This is a genomic window from Achromobacter sp. GW823-FHT04E03 (assembly GCF_058796095.1).
Map to the genome: position 1 here is coordinate 1681868 of NZ_JBXAIJ010000002.1, position 19908 is coordinate 1701775.

At 68.2% G+C, this 19908-nt stretch carries 19 protein-coding genes; 12 read left to right on the forward strand and 7 right to left on the reverse strand.

Annotation, left to right across the window (positions count from 1 at the left end; all coding sequences use genetic code 11):
- Positions 1–72: 72 nt before the first annotated feature.
- Both kynU and AC1RHV_RS19035 read left to right on the forward strand, forming a co-directional pair.
- Positions 73–1323 (forward strand): kynureninase, encoded by a 1251-nt coding sequence (gene kynU, locus AC1RHV_RS19030; RefSeq protein WP_054451647.1) that lies wholly within the window; start codon positions 73–75, stop codon positions 1321–1323.
- Positions 1324–1400: 77 nt separating this feature from the next.
- Entirely contained in the window at positions 1401–2807 is a 1407-nt protein-coding gene (locus AC1RHV_RS19035; protein WP_492301676.1) for an amino acid permease, read from the forward strand.
- Between the two features lie 68 nt (positions 2808–2875).
- Here AC1RHV_RS19035 and AC1RHV_RS19040 read toward each other — a convergent pair whose 3' ends face one another.
- From AC1RHV_RS19040 to AC1RHV_RS19055, 4 genes are all read right to left on the reverse strand, one after another.
- Positions 2876–3289, reverse strand: coding sequence for a VOC family protein (locus tag AC1RHV_RS19040; protein WP_054451645.1), 414 nt, complete (start codon positions 3287–3289; stop codon positions 2876–2878).
- Between the two features lie 78 nt (positions 3290–3367).
- On the reverse strand, positions 3368–4060 hold the full coding sequence (locus tag AC1RHV_RS19045; protein ID WP_054451644.1) for a helix-turn-helix transcriptional regulator: 693 nt from the start codon (positions 4058–4060) through the stop codon (positions 3368–3370).
- 76 nt (positions 4061–4136) lie between these two features.
- Positions 4137–5108, reverse strand: a complete 972-nt coding sequence (locus AC1RHV_RS19050; protein WP_156337326.1) for an alpha/beta hydrolase — start codon at positions 5106–5108, stop codon at positions 4137–4139.
- Positions 5105–6118: a tripartite tricarboxylate transporter substrate binding protein gene (locus AC1RHV_RS19055; protein ID WP_119451776.1), complete on the reverse strand. Its 1014-nt coding sequence runs from the start codon at positions 6116–6118 to the stop codon at positions 5105–5107. The genes AC1RHV_RS19050 and AC1RHV_RS19055 overlap by 4 nt, the downstream gene beginning before the upstream one ends.
- A gap of 162 nt (positions 6119–6280) precedes the next feature.
- Here AC1RHV_RS19055 and AC1RHV_RS19060 point away from each other — a divergent pair, with 162 nt between their 5' ends.
- On the forward strand, positions 6281–7237 hold the full coding sequence (locus AC1RHV_RS19060) for a LysR family transcriptional regulator (RefSeq protein ID WP_492301679.1): 957 nt from the start codon (positions 6281–6283) through the stop codon (positions 7235–7237).
- Here AC1RHV_RS19060 and AC1RHV_RS19065 read toward each other — a convergent pair.
- Positions 7234–8094 (reverse strand): hypothetical protein, encoded by an 861-nt coding sequence (locus tag AC1RHV_RS19065; RefSeq protein WP_119451777.1) that lies wholly within the window; start codon positions 8092–8094, stop codon positions 7234–7236. The genes AC1RHV_RS19060 and AC1RHV_RS19065 overlap by 4 nt on opposite strands.
- Before the next feature lie 143 nt (positions 8095–8237).
- Positions 8238–8705, reverse strand: coding sequence for a CopD family protein (locus AC1RHV_RS19070; protein ID WP_492301682.1), 468 nt, complete (start codon positions 8703–8705; stop codon positions 8238–8240).
- 136 nt (positions 8706–8841) lie between these two features.
- Here AC1RHV_RS19070 and AC1RHV_RS19075 point away from each other — a divergent pair, with 136 nt between their 5' ends.
- The 9 genes from AC1RHV_RS19075 (at position 8842) to AC1RHV_RS19115 (ending at position 18334) form a co-directional block, all read left to right on the forward strand.
- Positions 8842–9351, forward strand: coding sequence for a sigma-70 family RNA polymerase sigma factor (locus AC1RHV_RS19075; protein ID WP_054451641.1), 510 nt, complete (start codon positions 8842–8844; stop codon positions 9349–9351).
- Entirely contained in the window at positions 9330–10343 is a 1014-nt protein-coding gene (locus AC1RHV_RS19080; protein WP_192353999.1) for a FecR domain-containing protein, read from the forward strand. The genes AC1RHV_RS19075 and AC1RHV_RS19080 overlap by 22 nt, the downstream gene beginning before the upstream one ends.
- Before the next feature lie 175 nt (positions 10344–10518).
- Entirely contained in the window at positions 10519–13074 is a 2556-nt protein-coding gene (locus AC1RHV_RS19085) for a TonB-dependent receptor (RefSeq protein ID WP_492301684.1), read from the forward strand.
- A 79-nt stretch (positions 13075–13153) separates the two neighbouring features.
- On the forward strand, positions 13154–14200 hold the full coding sequence (locus AC1RHV_RS19090; RefSeq protein ID WP_125471911.1) for a hemin-degrading factor: 1047 nt from the start codon (positions 13154–13156) through the stop codon (positions 14198–14200).
- Between the two features lie 18 nt (positions 14201–14218).
- Complete coding sequence (locus AC1RHV_RS19095; RefSeq protein WP_119451780.1) at positions 14219–15052, forward strand: heme/hemin ABC transporter substrate-binding protein; 834 nt, start codon at positions 14219–14221, stop codon at positions 15050–15052.
- A 37-nt stretch (positions 15053–15089) separates the two neighbouring features.
- Positions 15090–16034 carry a FecCD family ABC transporter permease gene (locus AC1RHV_RS19100; protein ID WP_492301783.1) on the forward strand — a complete coding sequence of 315 codons (945 nt, stop codon included), beginning with the start codon at positions 15090–15092 and terminating at the stop codon, positions 16032–16034.
- On the forward strand, positions 16031–16819 hold the full coding sequence (locus AC1RHV_RS19105) for a heme ABC transporter ATP-binding protein (RefSeq protein ID WP_119451781.1): 789 nt from the start codon (positions 16031–16033) through the stop codon (positions 16817–16819). Before AC1RHV_RS19100 ends, AC1RHV_RS19105 begins: the two co-directional genes overlap by 4 nt.
- A gap of 79 nt (positions 16820–16898) precedes the next feature.
- Positions 16899–17381: a YajQ family cyclic di-GMP-binding protein gene (locus AC1RHV_RS19110; protein ID WP_054451634.1), complete on the forward strand. Its 483-nt coding sequence runs from the start codon at positions 16899–16901 to the stop codon at positions 17379–17381.
- Positions 17382–17428: 47 nt separating this feature from the next.
- Positions 17429–18334 carry a LysR family transcriptional regulator gene (locus AC1RHV_RS19115; RefSeq protein ID WP_054451633.1) on the forward strand — a complete coding sequence of 302 codons (906 nt, stop codon included), beginning with the start codon at positions 17429–17431 and terminating at the stop codon, positions 18332–18334.
- Between the two features lie 13 nt (positions 18335–18347).
- Here AC1RHV_RS19115 and AC1RHV_RS19120 read toward each other — a convergent pair whose 3' ends face one another.
- Positions 18348–19793 (reverse strand): AlkA N-terminal domain-containing protein, encoded by a 1446-nt coding sequence (locus AC1RHV_RS19120; protein ID WP_492301687.1) that lies wholly within the window; start codon positions 19791–19793, stop codon positions 18348–18350.
- Positions 19794–19908 lie beyond the last annotated feature (115 nt).

Genomic DNA, 19908 nt, shown 5'->3' on the forward strand with positions numbered 1-19908 from the left:
CCTGAATTTGCAATTTATCAGCCTGATCGCGCTGATAGTATGTATCCAGAATATAGCCCCCCGGAGCACAAAATGAACACCCGTGAAGCCTGCGTAAATGCCGACCGCCAGGACCCCCTGGCGCCCCTGAAGGACCGTTTCGACCTGCCGCCCGGCGTCCTCTACATGGACGGCAACTCCCTGGGCGTGCTGCCCAAGGAGGCCGCCGGCCGTGCTGCCGCCGTGATCGGCCAGGAATGGGGCGCGGGCCTGATCCGCAGCTGGAATACCGCGGGCTGGTTCGAACTGCCCACCCGCCTGGGCGACAAGCTGGGCCGCCTGCTGGGCGCGCGCGAAGGCGAACTGGTCGTGACCGACACGACCTCGCTGAACATCTTCAAGGCGCTGGCCGCCGCCCTGCGCATCCAGCAGCACCAGCACCCCAAGCGCCGCGTCATCCTGTCCGAACGCGACAACTTCCCCACCGATCTCTACATGATCCAGGGCATGATCGACCTGCTGCAGCAGGGCTATGAAATGCGCCTGATCGACGATGAACTGCCGCTGGAAAAGGCGCTGGACGAGTCCGTGGCGGTGATGCTGCTGTCGCACGTGAATTACCGCAGCGGCCAGATGCACGACATGGCCGCCGTGACCGCGCTGGCGCACGAGCGCGGCGCGCTGGCGATCTGGGACCTGGCGCACGCCGCGGGCGCGGTGCCGGTGGACCTGAACGGCGCCGACGCCGACTTCGCCGTGGGCTGCACCTATAAGTACCTGAACGGCGGCCCCGGTTCGCCCGCCTTCATCTGGGTGGCGCCGCGCCACACCAAGGACTTCTGGCAGCCGCTATCCGGCTGGTGGGGCCACACGCGGCCATTCGATATGACCGTGGCCTACGAGCCGGCCGGCGGCGTGCGCCGCTACCTGTGCGGCACCCAGCCCATCGTGTCGCTGTCGCTGGTGGAATGCGGCCTGGACGTGGCGCACGCCGCCGACATGGCCGAGGTGCGCAAGAAATCCCTGGCGCTGGGCGACCTGTTCATCGCGCTGGTCGAAGAGCGTTGCGCCGGCCATCCGCTCACGCTGGTGACGCCGCGCAAGCACGCCGACCGCGGCAGCCATGTCAGCTTCCGCCATCCCAACGGCTTCGAGGTGATGCAAGCGCTGATCGCGCGCGGCGTGATCGGCGACTACCGCGAACCCGAGGTGCTGCGCTTCGGCCTGACGCCGCTGTACTTCGGCTACGCCGACGTGTGGGACGCCGTCGACATCCTGAAGGACGTGCTGGACACGCGTTCCTGGGACAAGCCGGAATTCAAGCACCGCGCCGCCGTGACCTGAGCGCCGCAACACAACCCCATTGCGCGGGCCAAACCGGCCCTACATCCACAAAGAGAGCGCAGGACCTGGAGGAGACAATGCAACAACAAAAAGGATTCGGCGAGATCGCCGAACGCGAGCAGGGCCTGAAGCGGCGGCTGACGTCGGGGCAGATGAGCATGATCGCCATCGGCGGCGCCATCGGCACGGGCCTGTTCCTGGGCAGCAAGTTCGCCATCGGCTTTGCCGGACCCAGCGTGATCATCAGCTACGCCATCGGCGGCCTGATCACGCTGCTGCTGATGGGCTGCCTGGCGGAAATGACGGTGGCGCATTCCACCTCGGGTTCCTTCGGCGCCTATGCCGAGCACTACGTCGGCCCGCTGGCGGGGTTTCTGGTGCGCTACGCGTACTGGTCCTGCGTGGTGCTGGCGGTAGGCACCGAAGTTACCGCCGTGGCCGAGTACATGAAGTTCTGGTTTCCGGACGTGCCCGGCTGGCAGTGGGTCTGCCTGTTCTCGGCCGTGCTGATCTTCATCAACGCCATGAGCGTCAAGACTTTCGGCACGGTCGAATACTGGTTCTCCACGATCAAGATCACCGCCATCGTCGCCTTCATCATCCTGGGCGCCTACGTGGTCTGGGGCAATCCGCAGTACGGCACCGCCCTGTACACCTCGCACGGCGGGTTCTTCCCGAACGGCGTCTGGGGCATGTGGATCGCCGTGGTCATTTCGATCTTCAGCTACCTCAGCGTGGAGATGATTGCGGTGGCCGCGGGCGAGGCCGAAGACCCCGAACGCGCGGTCAAGCAGGCGTTCCGCGCCACCATCGTCCGGCTGGTGGTGTTCTACCTGCTGACGCTGGCGCTGATCCTGGCCATCGTGCCCTGGGACGAGGCCGGCAAGGGCGGCAGTCCCTTCGTCAAGGTGATGCAGGCGCTGGAGATTCCGGGGGCGGCGGGCGTCATCAACTTCATCGTGCTGGTGGCGGCGCTGTCGGCCATGAACAGCCAGCTTTACATCACCACGCGCATGATGTTCAGCCTGTCGCGCGCCGGCCATGCGCCGTCCGCGTTCGGCAAGCTGACGCGCAGCGGCACGCCGCTGAACGCGCTGCTGCTGTCGACCAGCGGCATTGCCATCGCCGCGGTGCTGAACGTGCTGTACCCCGAGACCTCGTTCACGCTGATGATGGCGATTTCGATGTTCGGCGCGCTGTTTACGTGGATGATGATCTTCGTCACCCACTACTGCTTCCGCCGCCGCTGGGCGCGCGAAGGGGGCGGCAAGCTGTCGTTCCGCATGCCGGGCTTTCCGGTGCTGACCCTGCTGGGCGCGGGCGCGATGCTGGCGATCCTGGCCACCACCTACTTCACCAGCGTCTTCAAGATGACGCTGGTGTTCGGTGTGCCTTTCCTGCTGGTGCTGGCCGTGCTTTATCAGCTGCTGTTCCGTCGGCGCGGCGAAGCCGTTGCGCTGACCCCGCGCGGCCAGCGTTCCTGACATAGCTGCGCCCGGTTCAGACGCGGGCCTGAGGCGCAAGCCTCAGGCCCGTATTCCATGGCCGGGCTTCAGGCGCTGGCCAAGGCGGGCGCAGGCTGCTGCGCAGCCTGTTCCTGCGGCGCCGGCGCGAACACGCGCAGCCGGTGGCCGTCGGGATCCAGCGCCACGAAGGTGCGACCGAAATCCATATCGGTGGGCGCTTGCAGGATGGGCAGGCCGCGCAGGCTCCAGTCCAGGTGGCGGCGGTCCAGCGCCTGCGCGTCCGAAACGGTAAAGGCGAGTTCGGTCGCGCCGCCGCGGCCGGCAGCGGCCGGCTCCACGGTATAGCGCGACCACAGGCCCAGCATCAGGCCGGAATCCAGCCTGAACAGTGCGAAGGTGGGGGAGCTTTCGAGGGGCGGACGCTGCAGCAGGGCGCTGTAGAACGCGGCGCTGGCGGCGGGCTTTTCGACGTAGAAAATCACGAAATTGGTGTCTGACATGATGCGCTCCGGGTGGTAGACGCGCTCATCTTAGACAGGGGTGCTGTCAGTTTTTGGCAGTAGCTTTTATCTGCATTTTCATCCGCATTGCTTGGGCGATCGGTCGATCGCGCGCCACTCCTTCAGCAGCGCATGGCGGCGCTTGGGATAACGCTCACCGGGCGTCAGCGTGGCGATGCGATCGGTGCGGAAATGGCGGAAGTCCTGGCGCAGTTCGCACCAGGCCATGACGATGCGCACGCTGTCGAAAAACCCCAGCGCGAACGGCCAGATCACCCGCGCGGAATCGGCGCCCTTGTCGTCGCGGTACGTGATGTCGATCTTCTGTTCGCAGCGTATGGCGTGGCGGATCAGCGACAGGTCCACGCGGTCCACCACCTGCATCGCGCTGGGCCCGACCAGCAGCGGTATCGCATCCAGCCCGTCGCGCATTTCCGCCGGCAGCACCGCGCCGATCTTGGCCAGCGCGTTGCTCGCCGCCTGCGCCAGGCGCGGGTCGGCCCGGTCCGCGACCCAGCGCGTGCCCAGCACCAGTGCCTCGATCTCCTCGGTGCTGAACATCAGCGGCGGCAGCATGAAACCGGGCCGCAGCACGTAGCCCACGCCCGGTTCGCCCTCGATCTCGGCGCCCTGCGATTGCAGGGTGGCGATGTCGCGGTAGAGCGTGCGTATGCTGACGCCCAGGTCGGCGGCCAGTTGGCGGCCGCTGACGGGGCGGCGATGGCAGCGCAAGGTCTGCATCAGGCCCAGGAGGCGTTCGGTGCGGGACATGGGGGCGGGCGGGGATGGAGGATCCATAATGCTGCCACGAAATGGCAGCAGGCGGGGCTCCGTCCGCAGCGGGATTTCAGGCCGGCGGCAGGGCCATCAGCCACTCGTGCACGCGCGCGGCCAGGTCCAGGCTGTTGCGGTCCATCATCAGCATGTGCGAATTGCCGGCGATGCCCAGCTCGGGCAGCGACAGCAAGGTGACGCAGGGATGCCGCCGCGCGAAATCGCGCACCCGCTCGCGCATGCGCGGCCAGCGCGGGTCCGTGTCCATGTTGTCGCCCATGAGGACCAGCGTGGGCGTGCGGTAGCCGGCGTCCAGTTGCGGGATGCTGGCCGGCTCCAGCGCCACCACGGCGCGCACCAGATCGGGCCGGGCGGCGGCCGCGCGGATGCCGAATACGCCCGCCTGCGAATGGCAGATGACGATCATGCGGCCGACCCGCTCCAGCAAGGCCAGATAGCCGCGCAGGACGGCGGCGTCGGTATGCACCCAGCGCGGCACCATCTGCGCGGCCAGCTCGCCGAAGGCTTGCACCGGGAACTGCGTGTTGCCATAGGCGCTGCCGGGGCCGGGGCGCGTGCCCGGGCGGCCGATGCGAAAGCGCGTGTAGCAGTCTTCCTGCGCCTGCACGATGGGGCCTTCCGGCCAGATCTCGGGAACCGGCGCGTAGCCTGAGCGGCCGCGTTCCACGGCATCGCACAGATAGGCGTCCCAGCCGCGGCGCAGGAAGGCATGGAGCCAGCCCTGGCGGCCATCGGGCGTGGTCTCCCACGCCGCGCCGGTCATGCCGCCGCCATGCCAGAAGGCCAGCGGCGGGCGGCCACTGGCCGGCTCGGCCAGGAAGTACTGCGCATACATCTGCTCGACGCGGTAGGTGCCGTTGGGGTCCAGCGCGACGGGCTGGCCGCCTTCGGCCATCACCACCTCGCGCCGTGGCAGGCCCGACAGGCTGACCTCGCGTCCGCCCACGTGGAAGGCGCCCATGTCGCGCAGCCGGATCGGCGCGAGCGCGTCCGATGCGTCGCGGCCGGGTTCGTCCGTCATCATTCGGCCCGGATGCGGTTGGCCTGGATCACGTCTTTCCAGCGCGCGGTCTCGGCCACCACAAAGTCGCCCAGCGCCTGGCGCGGCCCGGCGGCAGTCTCCACGCCCAATTCGCGCATCTTGGCGGCGACCTCCGGCGCCTGCAAGGCGTCGTTGAAGGCTTGGTGCAGCGCGGCCAGCGTGGCGTCCGGCGTGCCGGCCGGCGCCATGATGCCGAACCAGGGCGTGATCAGGAAATCGGCCACGCCGGCTTCGGCGAAGGTCGGCACGTCTGGAATGGCCGGCGCGCGCTTGGCGCTGGCCACGGCCAGCGCCCGCAGCTTGCCCGCGCGGATGTTCGCCAGCGAAGCCGGCAGGTTGTCGAAATACATGTCGACCTGGCCGCCCAGCAGGTCGGCCGCGACCTGCCCGGCGCCCTTGTAGGGAATGTGCGCCACATCGATGCCGGTGCGCAGCTTCAGCAATTCGGTGGCCAGGTGGGCCGAGCCGCCCACGCCCGACGAGGCCGAGTTCAGCTTGCCCGGATGGGCGCGGGCGTAGGCCAGCAGCTCGGCCACGGTCTGCGCTGGCACCTTGGGATTGACGACCAGCACGCTGGGCACCGTCCCGACCATGGCGACGGGCGCGAAGTCCTTGACGATGTCGTAGGGAGCGGGCTGGTAGAGCGAGGGCGCGACCGTGCAGCCGAAGGCGCACATCAGCAATGTGTAGCCGTCGGGCGCGGCGCGCGCCACCGCCTGCGCGCCGATATTGCCGCCGGCGCCGGCGCGGTTTTCCACGATCAGAGGCTGGCCCAGACGCTTGGCCAGGCTGTCGCTGAGGATGCGGGCCAGGATGTCGGGCGTGCCGCCGGCGGGGAAGGGCACCACCAGCGTCACGGGACGTTCGGGAAAGCCCGCCGCAGCGGCCGGCTGTGCGGCGCCCAGGAGCAGCGCAGCTCCGGTGAGCGCGGCCGCCATCCAGCGGCGGGGGGAAGCGCGCCAGCGCGCGGCGGTCAGGCCCAGGGGGATCATTGCGGCAGTCTCCGGAAAGTCGGGTCGGGTGCGGAAGGCCCCGATCTGCCGCGGACTGTAGCCAAGGCTGACCGCCTTGCCCAATGCTGGCTGCGCAAGCTGTATATGTCGAAAACGGTATGGAATTTTCAATGCATGCATTTCAGGCATAGTATGGGCGGCATGAGCGACGCCCAATCCCTGCCCTATCTGCGCCGGCTGGACATGAACCTGCTGCTGACGTTCGACGTCCTGATGCGCACTCGCAGCGCCACCGCCAGTTCAGCCCTGCTGCATAAGACGCAGCCCGCCATCAGCCGTGACCTGGCGCGCCTGCGCCGCCGGCTGGAAGATCCCTTGCTGGTGGTGGTGAAGGGCCGATTCATTCCGACGGAACGGGCGCTCGAACTGCATTCGGCGGTGCATGACGCGCTGGCGCAGATCGAAGCGGCGCTGCGTCCGGCCGAGGCTTTCGACCCGGCCAAGGCCAGCGGCGTGGTCAATATCGGCACCGGCGCGCATAGCGAGATCCTGCTGGCAGCGCCGCTGATCGAGCGTCTGCACCGCGCCGCGCCAGGCATCACACTGCGCTTCCAGTCGGTGCACGGAGACTTCGTGCCGGACGATCTGGACGCGGAGCGGTTGGACATGGCCATCGGCCTGTTCGGCAAGGTGCCGGCGCGTTTTCATCGCGATACGCTGCTGAAGGACCGGCGCGTGTGCGTGGTGTCGGCGCGGCATCCCTGGGCAGGCAAGCGCGCGCTGGCGCTGGCGGATCTGCCGTCCATCAAGTGGTTCGCCTTCGCGCACATGTATGGCCGGGAAACCAACTTCGACCGCGCGCTTAAGCCGGATGCCAGCCGGCTGGAATTTTCGGCCTACCTGTCCGGCTTCGGCATCACGCCCTATGTGCTGCTGGACACTGATTACGCCACCACCATGCCGGCCAGCGTGGCGCAGGTGCATGGCCGGCATTTCCCGCTGGCGACGCTGGAACTGCCTGCCAGCCTGCGCAAGATCGAACTGGTGATGGTGTGGCCGCGGCGCCTGCATACGTCGCCGTTGCAGGCCTGGCTGCGCGGCCAGATCCGCGAGGTGCTGCGGGAACGCGCGGACGCTCCCGCAGCCAGTGCGGCTTAGGAACCGACCTTCTTGCCAGTCGCCACGTCGATGGCCGAGCCGTCTTCCAGGCTGACGCGGTAGATCTCGCGCACCACGTTGCCGGCGAAGCCGATCTCGACGATGGACACGTCCTTGAAGGTGGTGTTGATGCCGTCCGGCAGCACGGCGTTGAACTTGTCGGACTCCTGCTTCATGGCGTCCTGCAGGCGCGTGTCGTACATCGCCATGCTGTAGACCAGGGTGGTGTGCGGATTGTGCGCGCGCACTTCCTTGCCGTCCTGCATGATGTTCACGCCGCTCACGCCCATGGTCTTGACCAGGTCTTTCCCGGCGTCGCCCATCTTGGCGTAGACCGGGCCGGTGACGCGCGGCAAGGGGCCGTCGCGCAGCGGCGCCAGGGCGGCGGTGGCGACGGTGTTGTAGCGCATCATGTCCTCGAAGCCCTGGCCGCTCTTGACCACGCCCAGGTCCAGCCACCACGGATGGCCCGCGCCCTTGGCGGCTTCGGTGGGATAGAAGTTCTTCAGCGTGACCTGCAGCGGGGCCGGCGGCTTGGGCAGGGCCTTGAGCATGCGGGCGGGCGTTTGCGGGTCGGCGCTGTGGATGTGCACCACCGTCACGTGCGGCATGTTGGGCGTTTCGGCCTCGGTCTTAAGGCCCAGCTTGAGCAGGTCGGCTTTCAGCGTGCCATTGATCTTGGCGTCCAGGATGGCGTTGACGTCCTGTGGCAGACGGTAGACCACGCCATAGGTCGCCTTGTGTTCTCGGAACCCGGTCTGGTCCAGGGCGCTGTTGTCGATGGGGGCGGCGGCATGCGCGCCCGAGGCGGATACGAACAGGCCGAGGGCGGCCAGCTGGAAGACACGCTTGATCATGGAGATTCCTTTTGTTTGTGTAGGCCCGCGAGAGTCATCCGCAGTGTGGCCAGCGCGGATGTAATGCGTATTGCACCAAGCAAAAGAATTCCGATACCAGCCTGCGCATGCCCGATAGCTGGCGGGCGCCGGCTGATATCCGCCTACGCAAGAAAGACGATGGCCACGATGGCGATGCCCAGCAGCAGGTTGATGCCGACCCAGCGGCGTATGCCGCCCATGGCCTGGCCGCCCTGGGGCCAGTCGGATGCGGCGACCGCCGCCCGCAACTGCGGGTAGAGCACGAAACGGATGTAGGCGTAGATGGCCGTCATGACCAGGCCGCCCGAGGCCATGAGGGTCCAGCTGCGCGGCATGAAGAAGGAGCCGCCCGTCTGCGCGGCCTGGCTGGCTTCCTGGCCGATCATGAGCGCGCCGGAAAACAGGATCAGCACGATGGCCGCCAGCACGGCATTCAGGAATGGCCCCAGCACCGACGCCATCAACCGCAGCCGGACCGGCGGTTCCAGTTGCGCGGCCGCCGGCCGCAGGAAACAGTGCGCGAACAGCATGCCCCCGACCCAGAGGATCACGGCCATCAGGTGGATGAATTTGAGCGCGGCATAGAGCATGGGGCAGGCCTGTAGGGAGGAATCCGTCCCCATCATATCGCCGTCAAGCGCGGCGCGCGGACTTGACCGGAATCATGGTTTTGCATTTAGAATGAGATTGATTTCTATTTGTGATTGAAAGTTCAGGGAGCCACCCGTGCCGAATCCCGCGGTCGCCGCCAGCGACAACGTCCAACTGCTGTACCGCGCTCATCACGGATGGCTGCATGGCTGGCTGCGCGCCAAGCTGGGCAACAGCTTCGACGCGGCCGATCTGGCGCAGGACACCTTCGTGCGGGTGCTGCGCCACCGCCATGAACTGGACGCCCTGCGCGAACCGCGCGCCTATCTCACCACCATCGCCAAGCGCCTGCTGCTGAATCACCACCGGCGGCGCTCGGTGGAGCAGGCCTATCTGGAAGCCCTGGCCCTGATGCCAGAGGCGCTGGCGCCCTCGGCCGAACAGCGCCTGATCATCCTGGAAACGCTGCAGGAAATCGACGAGATGCTGGCTGGCCTGTCCCTGCCGGCCCGCCAGGCCTTCCTGATGGCGCAGCTGGAAGGACTGAGCCATGGCGAAATAGCCGCCCGCCTCAACGTGTCGCTGCGCACCGTGCACCGTTACATCGCCAAGGGATTCGAACAATGCATCATGGCGTCGATCTGAGCGCCCAGGCCGAGGCGGCGTCCGAACTGCCCGCCGTCGAACGCAGCGTGGCGCGCGAGGCCGCGCGCTGGCTGCTGCGGCTGAGTTCGGGCCGCGCCACCGACGCCGACCAGCGGGCCTGTGAACTGTGGCGCGCCAGCAAGGCCGAGCATGAGCACGCCTGGCAGCGCGCGCAGCGCGTGAACGAACGCTTCGGCCTGATCCCGGCGGCGCTGGGCATGGCGACCTTGAACCGGCCCGAGCTCAGAAGCCGCCGCGCTGCGCTCAAGACACTGATTGCGCTGGTGGTGGCCGGTCCTGTCGGCTGGGCCGCCTGGCGCGCCGATCCGCTCGACTGGACCGCGGACTACCGCAGCGCGCCGGGCGAGCGGCGCGAAGTGGCGCTGGCGGATGGATCCACGCTGCTGCTGAACACAGCCAGCGCCGTCGACGTGATGTACAGCTCCACGGCTCGCCTGGTGCGCCTGCGCGCCGGCGAGATCGCGGTGCATGCCGTGGCCGACACGGCGCCTGCGCCGCGGCCCTTCGTGGTGCGCACGAGCCAGGGAGACATCGAGGCGCAGTCCTCGCGTTTCTGCGTGCGCCAGGAAGGCGGCCTGTGCCGCGTCAGCGTGCAGGAAGGGCGGGTCCGCGTCGGCAGCGCCGCGCATCCGCGCAGCCTGATCAGCCTGGAAGCTGGCCAACAGAGCAGCCTGACGGACGAGGGCGCATCGCCGCCATCCCCCGCGGACCCGCATGCCAGCGACTGGCAGCGCGGCGTGCTGTACGCCAACCGCATGCGGTTGGACGCCTTTGCCGCCGAACTGGGCCGCTACCGTTCCGGCATCCTGCGTTGCGATCCCGAGGCGGCGCATTTGCGCATCTCGGGCGCGTTCCAGGTGCGCGACACCGATGCGGTCCTGGCGGCACTGCCCGCGACCTTGCCGGTGCAGGTGCGCTATCGCACGCCGTACTGGGTGACGATCACCTTGCGCGCGGCAGCCGAGGCCTGAACCCGCGCTGTTACAAAAAAGTGGAGGGCCAGCTGTCCGATTCGGATTTCACGAGGGTCATGGTCTGTAGAGGCAAACGAATGCCGACACCTTTTGGATCGAAAGGACGACCATGGCTTATCTCCCCGCCGGCCGCGCAAGCGGCTCCCGACCAGCCCGAGGCCTGCAATGCCGCATGACGCATCTAGCCGCCGCCGTGCAGGCCGCCCTGGCGCTGGCCGCGCTGTCCGCCGCCTTGCTGCCCGCAAGCGCCGCGTGGGCGCAATCCGCGCAGCAGACGCAGGCGCGCGGCTATCGCATTCCCGCGGGCACGCTGGCCGAGGCGTTGCCGCGCTTTGCCGACAGCGCGGGCGTGACGGTGCTGTTCGACGCGGCGCTGGTGGGCCAGCGCCGCACGGCGGGGCTCGATGGGGTCTATTCCGTGAATGAGGGCTTTGCGCGCTTGCTGGCGGGCAGCGGCCTGGGCGTGCAGGAGCGCGGCGCCCGCGTCTACGTGTTGCAGGCATTGCCCGCGGATGTGACGCAGTTGGCGCCCGTCCAGGTGGAAGGCGAGGGCGCGCCGGTCGCGCCGGCCTGGGAAACCAGCACCGACCGCAAGCGCCTGGACGAACTTCAAGTCAAGAACTGGAGCGATTTCGGCAAGCGCGCCGAGCCCGGCGTGAGCTTCAACCGCACGACCAACAGCATCAACATCCGCGGCCTGGATCAGGATCGCGTGCTGACGCGCGTGGACGGCATCCGCCTGCCGTGGCTGGACGACGGCGCGCGCGGCCTGAAGGGCGGGCTGGAAGCGGTGGATTTCAACAGCCTGTCGCGGCTGGACATCGTGCGCGGCGCCGACGCCAGCGGCGGCGGTTCCGGCGCGATTTCCGGCACTGCCGACCTGTACACGCTGCAACCGTCGGACCTGCTGACAGACGGCAAGACCTTCGGCGCGCTGGCCAAGACCGACTACGACACGGCCGACAGCAGCTGGGGCGCCAACGCCGCCCTGGCGGGCCAGATCCACAGCAATACGTTCTGGCTGGTGCAGGCGGGCGTACGCAACGGCCATGCCCTGGACAACCGCGGCGACGTGGGCGGCTACGGACCCAAGCGCAGCGAACCCAGCCCGGAAGACTACGACCAGCGCAGCTTCCTGCTGAAGCTGCAGCAGCGCGTCGAAGGCGGCCACCGCTTCGGCCTGACCGGCGAATACTTCAAGCGCAACGCCGACATCGACAATATGTTCGAGCAGGGCGCGGGCACCAGCTATCTGTACGGCGAGAACAGCACCCGCAAGGAAACCGAGCGCCAACGGGTGTCGCTCGATTACTCGTACAAGGCGCCCGGTGCGGACAGCCTGATCGACACGGCCACCGCGGTCGTCTACTGGCAGCGCCTGCAGCTGGACAGCTCGCTGAGCGGCGTGCGCAGCGTCGATTCCCGGGCCTACGCCATACCGGGCGATCCGTTCCGTTACGGCTATCCCAGCGGGCCTTATGGCCGCAGCAACTCCATCCGGCAGACCATGTTCGGCGCCAATGCCGAAGTCACCAAGCGCCTGGCGGGCGCCTCGGTGTCGCAGTTGTGGACCGTAGGCGGGGAGTGGTATGGCAACAAGACCGAGCAGTATTCCGGGGGCTACGACAATTGTCCCGTGATCCCTCCCGGCGCACCGCGGCCGATTTTCGGCCCGCGCCTGTGCGACATGCTGCACACCAACCAGGCCGATGTGCCGCAATCCAAGGGCAATCAATGGGCCCTGTGGGTGCAGGACGAATTCAGCTTCGCCGACGGCCGCTACACCATCATGCCGGCGCTGCGCTACGACCACTACGAACAGAAGCCGCAGTCCACGGCCAGCTACGAAAGCAACCCGAACGCAGGCGCGCTGCCGCCGTCCAACAGCGGCAGCCGTTTCTCGCCCAAGCTGCTGGCCACCTGGAAGGCCGCGGATGAGCTGAGCCTCTACGCGCAATACGCCTACGGTTTCAAGGCGCCCAGCCCGACCCAGCTCTACACCAACTACGGCGGCCCCGGCACCTACCTGCGCGTGGGCAATCCCTATCTGAAGCCCGAAACCAGCAAGGGCTGGGAGCTGGGCGCCAAGATCGGTTCCGATTCCCTGGGCGGCGCGGTATCGTTGTTCGACAACCGCTACCAGAACTTCATCGATGGCGACGTGCCGCTGAACGCGTCCTCGCCCCAGTGGCAGCCGGGCTGGGCCGGACAGTATCCCTTGGGCGTGACCGGCAACGTCAATCGCGCCAAGGTGCGCATCTATGGCGCCGAAGCCAGCGCGCACTGGAAGTTTTCGCCAGGCTGGCGCACCTGGGGCTCGCTGGCGTGGGCCGTGGGCAAGGACGAGAGCACGGGGCAGTACCTGAACTCGGTGGCGCCGCTGAAGGCGGTGCTGGGCCTGGGCTACGGCCGCGACGTGTGGGGCGTGGACGCCATGCTGACTACCGCCCTGAAGCGGGACAAGGTCGAGTATCCCGAGGCCACGGCCACGGCGCGCAATCCCGATTTCCAGGCGCCCGGCTACGGCGTGGTGGACCTGATGGGCTATTGGCGTCCGGCCGCGGTGAAGGGGCTGCAGGTGCAGGCAGGCGTTTTCAATCTGTTCGACAAGAAGTATTGGGAGGCCATCAACGTGCCGACCGCCGGCGCCATCGCCATTCCGCGGCCGGTCGATTGGTACACGGAACCGGGACGCAGCCTGCGCGTCTCACTGACATACCAGTATTGATCCTGACCCGCCGCCGGTCCGGGCAATGCCGGGACGGCGGCGGTCTACGCAAACCTTAGCAACGGCCGGAGGGCCCACGATGAGCAACACCGATTTCATGTCCCGCGCCCAGGAACTGCGCGCTCGCAACGAGGCCCTGGCCGCCTCGCAACCCAAGCTGCGCGCCCGCAACCTGGCGCAATCGCTGGGAGTGTCCGAAGCCGAGTGGGTCGCGGCCGAATGCAGCGGCCTGAAGGCCACCGCCCTGCACGGCACGCCCCAGGAGATCTTCCGCGAACTGGGCACGCTGGGCCCGGTCATGGCGCTGACGCGCAACGACTGGTGTGTGCACGAGCGTCACGGCGTGTATGAGGACATCCAGGCCGACGGTCCGGTAGGCCTGGTGCTGGGGCCGGACATCGACCTGCGCGTTTTCTTCACGGCCTGGAAGTCGGCCTGGGCGGTCGAGCAGGACGGCCGCCACAGCCTGCAGTTCTTCGACGGCGCGGGCGTGGCGGTGCACAAGGTCTACCGCACCGACGCCACCGATGCCTCCGCCTACGATGCCCTGGTCGCCAAGTTCGCGGGCGAGGCGCAATGGCCCGAGACCCAGCCCTATGCGCCCGCCGCCGACGCCGACCGGGTCGAGGACGGCGCGCAGTGGCGCGAGGCCTGGCTGGGCATGCAGGACACGCACGAATTCTTCCCCCTGCTGCGTAAGTTCAAGGTGTCGCGCCTGGCCGCCCTGGCGGCCGCGGGCGAGGACCTGGCGCAGCAGGTGCCGGCCGATGCCGTCGAACGCATGCTGGAATCCGCGGCGCAGTCCGGGCTGTCCATCATGTGCTTCGTGGGCAACCGCGGCATGATCCAGATCCATACCGGCCCGGTGCAGCAATTGCGCCGCACCGGCCCCTGGTACAACGTGCTGGACCCCAAGTTCAACCTGCACCTGGACACCACCGCCATCGCGTCCGCCTGGGTGGTGAACAAGCCGACCACGGACGGCTGGGTCACCTCGCTGGAGCTGTATTCCGCCACCGGCGACCTGATCGCGCAGTTCTTCGGCGAGCGCAAGCCCGGCAAGCCGGAGCTGGCGCAATGGCGCGAACTGATGATCAGCCTGTGCAGCGTGCCGCTGGCCGCCTGAGCCCATAAGGACGTAGCGATGAAAAAATGGTTGGCAATGGCGGCGGGCTGGGCAATCGCGCTCGGCGCGTACGCGGCGCCGCCCGCCCGGGTGGTGACCCTGGGCGGCACCGTGACCGAGATCGTGTATCAGCTGGGGCAGGGCGACAAGCTGGTGGGAGACGATCTCTCCAGCCTCTATCCCGAGGCCGCGACCAAGCTGCCGCGCGTCGGCTACTACCGTTCGGTACCGGTGGAAGGCGTCTTGTCGCTCAAGCCCGATCTGGTGCTGGCTTCCGAGCAGGCCGGACCGCCGGACGCGCTCAAGCGCCTGGCGGACGTCGGCGTGCGCGTCGTCACCGTGTCGGACGCGCCGTCGGTGGATTCGCTCAAGTCGCGCATCCGCGGCATTGCCGATGCGCTGGGCGTGGCGCCGGCGGGCGAACGCATGGTGGAAGACGTCACGCGCGAGCTCGCGCGCGCCGAGGCGGTACCCGCGACGCGCGCGCGGGCGCTGCTGCTGATCAATCGCACAGGCTCGCCGCAAGGCGCCGGCCGCGACACCGCCGCCAACGAAGTCATGCACCTGGCGGGGCTGGTGAACGTGCTGCAAGACCAGCATGGCTACAAGCCCTTGTCGGCCGAGGCCATGGGGGCGCTGGCGCCCGACCTGATCATCGTGACGCAGGCATCGCTGGACGCCGGCGGCGGCATGGACGCCTTCCTGCGCATGCCTGGCATCGCATCCACCCAGGCGGCCGCGAAGCGGCGCGTCGTCGTGATGGACGACCTGCTCATCCTGGGCATGGGACCGCGCCTGCCGCTGGCGCTGACCCAGCTCAAGCAGGAGGTTGCGCATGTCATGGCGCGTTAGCGCGCCGCTGGCGTTGGGCCTGCTGGCAGCGGCCCTGATGCTGGCCGTGGTGGCCGCCACCGCCAACGGCGCGGTGGCGATCCCCTTGCGCGAGCTGCCGACCCTGCTGTGGGGCGCGCCCACGCCGGAGACTGCCCTGTGGCGCAATGTGCTGATCGACATCCGCTTGCCGCGCGTGCTGTTCGCGCTGGTGGCGGGCGCGGGCCTGGCGGTGTCTGGCGCGGCCATGCAGGCGCTGTTCCGCAATCCGCTGGCCGAACCCGGCCTGATCGGCATCTCGGCGGGCGGCGCGCTGGGGGCGGTGGCCGCCATCGTGCTGACGTCCGGCGGCTTCTGGATCACCGCGCCTGCCGCCTTCGCCGGCAGCCTGCTGGCCACGCTTTGCGCCTACGCGGTGGGCCGGCGCGTGCCGGGCGTGGCGGGCCTGTTGCTGGCAGGCGTGGCCATCACGGCCATGGCGTTCAGCCTGATCGGCCTGTTCACCTTCGTCGCCACCGACGCGCAGCTGCGCGACCTGACGTTCTGGAACATGGGCAGCCTGGGCGGCGCGAACTGGAAGGTGCTGGCCTTCCTGGGACCCTGGGTGCTGCTGGTAAGCCTGTGGCTGATGAGCCAGTGGCGCGTCATGAACGCGCTGCTGCTGGGCGAGCGCGAGGCCCAGCATCTGGGCTACACGCTCAAGCGCGTGCGGGCCAGGCTGGTGCTGGCCAGCGCGCTCGTCGTCGGGCCCCTGGTCGCCGCCACGGGCACCATTGTCTTCGTCGGCCTGGTGGTGCCGCACCTGGTGCGCATGACACTGGGCGCCAATCACCGCTGGCTGCTGCCTGCGACCATCCTGGCCGGCGGCCTGGCGCTGATCCTCGCGGATTGGCTGGCGCGTACCGTGGTGGTGCCGGCGGAGCTGCCTATCGGCCTGGTGACGGGCCTGGTGGGCGGGCCGTTCTTTCTGTGGCTGCTGGCGCGCGGACGGAGGATAGGATGACGCTAACCGCGCAAAACGTGACGGTGAATCGCGGCGCAGCGCGCATTCTCACCGATGTATCGCTGGACATTCGTCCGGGAGAAGTCGTGGGCCTGCTGGGGGCCAACGGCGCCGGCAAATCCACCTTGCTGGGCGTGTTGTCAGCGGAATTGCCTGCCGATGCGGGCCAGCTGAGTCTGGGCGAAACCTCGCTTGCCGCCATGCCGCACCGGCAGCAGGCGCGCCGCCGCGCCGTGCTGCCGCAAAAGCCGGGGCTGACCTTCGACCTGAGCGTGCGCGAGGTGGTCGCCATGGGCGCCTATCCGTTCCCGGAGTTGGCGCCATCCGTGGTGGACGCGCTGGTGACGCAAACGCTGGGCGAGGCCGACGCCGCGCATCTTGCCGGGCGGCGCTATCCCGAGCTGTCCGGCGGCGAACAGCAGCGCGTCCAGTTCGCCCGCGTACTGGTTCAATGCCATGCCGCGCGCGAACGCGACGAGCCGCGCTACCTCTTGCTGGACGAACCCACCGCCAGCCTGGATCCCAAGCACCAGGGCGACCTGCTGCGGCGCTCCTGGGAGCTGGCCCATGCCGGCAATACGGGTGTACTGGTGATCCTGCACGACATGAATCTGGCCGCCCGCTGGTGCGACCGCCTGCTGCTGCTCAGCGGCGGACGCGGCATCGCCCAGGGGACGCCGGCAGAGGTCCTGACGCCGGCCAATCTGTATCTGGCCTACGGTATCGACGCGCAGGTGATCGCGCATCCCCTGCAGGCCGGCCGCCTGCTGGTGCTGATGGCGTGACTCGGGCTGTGGGGCCGGTAAAATAGGCGTTACGCTGGTATTCGCCTTTTTCAACATTTACCCAACAGGACCCCGTGTCATGCCTACTTTTGACGTCGTCTCCGAAGTCGACAAACACGAACTCTCCAACGCTGTCGATCAAGCCAACCGCGAACTGGCCACCCGCTTCGATTTCAAGGGCACCGACGCCAAGTTCGAGCTCGACGAATTTGTCGTGACCCAGGTCGCTTCCAGCGCCTTCCAGCTCAAGCAGATGCTGGACATCCTGCGCGGCCGCCTGTCGGCCCGCGGCATCGATGTGCGCTGCCTGGACGTGGCCGATCCCCTTGAAAACCTGGGTGGCGCCCGCCAGAAGGTCACCATCAAGCAAGGCATCGAGCAGCCGGTGGCCAAGAAGCTCATCGCCGCCATCAAGAACGCCAAGCTCAAGGTGGAATCGCAGATCAACGGCGACAAGCTGCGCATCAGCGGCAAGAAGCGCGACGACCTGCAGACCGCCATCGCGCTGCTGAAGAAGACCGACGTCGACCTGCCGCTGCAGTTCGAAAACTTCCGCGACTGATCCGCCCCGCGCCAGGGTGCCGCGCACCCTGCGGACCTGGAGGGGCCATGGGACATTCCAACGAGTTGCAGCTGGTCGTCGAACTGGTGCGCGCCGGCGGCATGTCCGCCGCCGCCCGCGAGCTGGGCGTCACGCCGGCCGCGGTCAGCAAGCGGCTGGCCCAGATCGAGGCGCGGCTGGGCGTGCGGCTGGTCAATCGCAGCACGCGACGCCTGAGCCTGACCGCGGAAGGCGAGGTCTACCTGGAGAACGCCCGCCGCATCCTGGGCGAGATCGAAGACCTGGACCAGTTGATCGCCAGCCGCCAGGACAGTCCGCGCGGCCTGCTCAAGATCAACGCGCCGCTGGGTTTCGGCCGCAGCTACATCGCGCCCGCGATTGCGGAGTTCGCTCGGAAATATCCCGAGGTGTCGCTGCAATTGCAGCTGACCGACAGCCCGGCCGACTTCGTGCAGGACGCCGTCGATGTGGCCGTGCGCTTCGGCGACCTGCCCGACACCCGCCTCATCGCCCGCAAGATCGCGCCTAACCGGCGCCTGGTCTGCGCGTCGCCGGGCTACCTGAAGGCCCACGGAGTGCCTGCCACGCCGCACGACCTGGCGCGGCACCAGTGCATCGTGCTGCGGCAGAATGAAGCTGCGTACGGCCTGTGGCGTTTCACCAAGGGACGCCGCAGCGAGACCGTGAAGGTGCGCGGCAACCTCAGCAGCAATGACGGGGAAGTGACGCTGACCTGGGGCTTGGCCGGCCTGGGCATCCTGCAGCGCGCCGAATGGGATCTGGCGCGCTATCTGCGCAGCGGCAGGCTGGTGCAGGTGCTGGAAGACTACGCCTTGCCGCAAGCCGACATCTACGCTGTCTTTCCGGAACGGCACCACCTGTCGGCCAAGGTGCGCGTGTTCGTGGACTTCCTGGTGGCGTATTTCCGCAAGGGCGCGGAAGACCAGTGGTGAACCCGGGCCGCGCTCAGGCCGTCCACAGGTGCTGCGCCGCGTATGCGCGCCAAGGCCGCCAGGTTTCGGCGCGGGCCAGCAATTGAGCCGGGGTATAGGTCCGTGCTTCCAGTCTTTCGAGTCCGCGGATCAGGCCGATGTCGGCGGACGGAAACGCGTCCGGCTCGCGCAACTGGCGCAGCGCGATGTATTGCGCCGTCCATTCGCCCACGCCGCGTATCGTGCGCAGCCGGCGCACTGCGTCTTCCAGGCCGCCGGCGGCATCGAACAGATGCTTGTCCGCCACTGCCGCCGCGGCGACCGCCGACAAGGTGGCCGCGCGGCTGCGCGGCATGCCCAGCGACGCAAGCTCGGCCGGCGCCACGGCTTCAGGCAAGGGGAACACATGCGTCAGCGCGCCTTCGGGACGGGTCATGGCGGCGCCGTGCGCGGCCACCAGCTTGCCGGCCAGGCGTATGGCCGCAGCCACCGTGATCTGCTGCCCGAGCACGGCGCGCATGGCCAGCTCGAAGCCGTCCCAGGCGCCAGGCACGCGCAGGCCGGGCCGCGCGCGGATCAGTTCGGTCATGACGGGATCGCTGGCGAACTGCGCGGCGATGGCGACCGGATCGCTGGCCAGATCGAAGACGCGGCGCAGGCGCGCGATGATGGCCGGCAGCGCTTGCAGCCGGGGAAAGCGCACCGTGGCCTCGAGCGCATCGCCGCGGCCCGGGCGCACCGTCACCGTGCCCTGGCAGCCGTCCAGCAGGACAGTGCGCGCATAGCTGTCGTCCGTGACGTGTTCGATGCCGGGAATCGCGCGCAGCCGCAGGAAAGCCAGCATGGCGTCCCAGTCATAGGGCGGACGGTAGCGCAGTAGTAACTTGATCTCGCCTTCCTGCGCCGCGGAAACTTCCGGCTTGCCGGAGCGCCGCAGCTCGCCCGGGGCGCGCGCGAACAGGTCATGGAAGATCTCGTTGAAGCGGCGGATGCTGCCAAAGCCCGACGCGAAAGCGATCTCCGCCATCGGCAGCCGGGTTTCGTGGATCAGCTGCTTGGCCAGCAGCACGCGCCGCGTCTGGGCCACGGCCACGGGCGAGGCGCCCAGGTGCTGGCGGAACTGGCGCCGCAACTGGCGTTCGCCCACGCCCAGGCGCTGCGCCAGCGCGTCCACCCCGTCCTCGTCCAGCGCGCCCAGTTCGATCAGTTGCAGCGCGCGCGCCACGCTGTCGGGCAGTTCATGCCCGGGTCCGACTTCCGGCGTGGTCTCCGGTCGGCAGCGCAGGCAGGGGTGATAGCCGGCTTCCTGCGCCGCCGCCGCGGTGGCGTAGAACGTGACGTTCTTCGACAATGGCGTGCGCGCGGGGCAGACCGGGCGGCAATAGATGCGCGTGGTCTTCACTGCCGTGAAGAAGCGGCCGTCGTAACGGGAGTCGCGCACTTGGATGGCGCTGTAGCAGGCGTCGTGGTTCAGGTCCATGGAATCATGCTAACGCCGCGGCGGGCGTCGGATCTAGCGGTTTTCGGACAGTGTTGTGGATGCGGCATTCCTGTCCGAAAACCGCCAGCGCATGGCTCGCTCCCCCGCCTATATT

Bases quoted from the DNA above. Each gene is read 5' to 3' on its own strand.
- AC1RHV_RS19055 (WP_119451776.1), bottom strand. From the start codon at position 6,118: ATGATCCCCCTGGGCCTGACCGCCGCGCGCTGGCGCGCTTCCCCCCGC.
- AC1RHV_RS19110 (WP_054451634.1), top strand. From the start codon at position 16,899: ATGCCTACTTTTGACGTCGTCTCCGAAGTCGACAAACACGAACTCTCC.
- AC1RHV_RS19040 (WP_054451645.1), bottom strand. From the start codon at position 3,289: ATGTCAGACACCAATTTCGTGATTTTCTACGTCGAAAAGCCCGCCGCC.
- kynU (WP_054451647.1), top strand. From the start codon at position 73: ATGAACACCCGTGAAGCCTGCGTAAATGCCGACCGCCAGGACCCCCTG.
- AC1RHV_RS19065 (WP_119451777.1), bottom strand. From the start codon at position 8,094: ATGATCAAGCGTGTCTTCCAGCTGGCCGCCCTCGGCCTGTTCGTATCC.
- AC1RHV_RS19080 (WP_192353999.1), top strand. From the start codon at position 9,330: ATGCATCATGGCGTCGATCTGAGCGCCCAGGCCGAGGCGGCGTCCGAA.
- AC1RHV_RS19035 (WP_492301676.1), top strand. From the start codon at position 1,401: ATGCAACAACAAAAAGGATTCGGCGAGATCGCCGAACGCGAGCAGGGC.
- AC1RHV_RS19085 (WP_492301684.1), top strand. From the start codon at position 10,519: ATGACGCATCTAGCCGCCGCCGTGCAGGCCGCCCTGGCGCTGGCCGCG.
- AC1RHV_RS19060 (WP_492301679.1), top strand. From the start codon at position 6,281: ATGAGCGACGCCCAATCCCTGCCCTATCTGCGCCGGCTGGACATGAAC.
- AC1RHV_RS19120 (WP_492301687.1), bottom strand. From the start codon at position 19,793: ATGGACCTGAACCACGACGCCTGCTACAGCGCCATCCAAGTGCGCGAC.
- AC1RHV_RS19100 (WP_492301783.1), top strand. From the start codon at position 15,090: ATGCTGGCCGTGGTGGCCGCCACCGCCAACGGCGCGGTGGCGATCCCC.
- AC1RHV_RS19090 (WP_125471911.1), top strand. From the start codon at position 13,154: ATGAGCAACACCGATTTCATGTCCCGCGCCCAGGAACTGCGCGCTCGC.
- AC1RHV_RS19050 (WP_156337326.1), bottom strand. From the start codon at position 5,108: ATGATGACGGACGAACCCGGCCGCGACGCATCGGACGCGCTCGCGCCG.
- AC1RHV_RS19045 (WP_054451644.1), bottom strand. From the start codon at position 4,060: ATGTCCCGCACCGAACGCCTCCTGGGCCTGATGCAGACCTTGCGCTGC.
- AC1RHV_RS19105 (WP_119451781.1), top strand. From the start codon at position 16,031: ATGACGCTAACCGCGCAAAACGTGACGGTGAATCGCGGCGCAGCGCGC.
- AC1RHV_RS19070 (WP_492301682.1), bottom strand. From the start codon at position 8,705: ATGCTCTATGCCGCGCTCAAATTCATCCACCTGATGGCCGTGATCCTC.
- AC1RHV_RS19095 (WP_119451780.1), top strand. From the start codon at position 14,219: ATGAAAAAATGGTTGGCAATGGCGGCGGGCTGGGCAATCGCGCTCGGC.
- AC1RHV_RS19115 (WP_054451633.1), top strand. From the start codon at position 17,429: ATGGGACATTCCAACGAGTTGCAGCTGGTCGTCGAACTGGTGCGCGCC.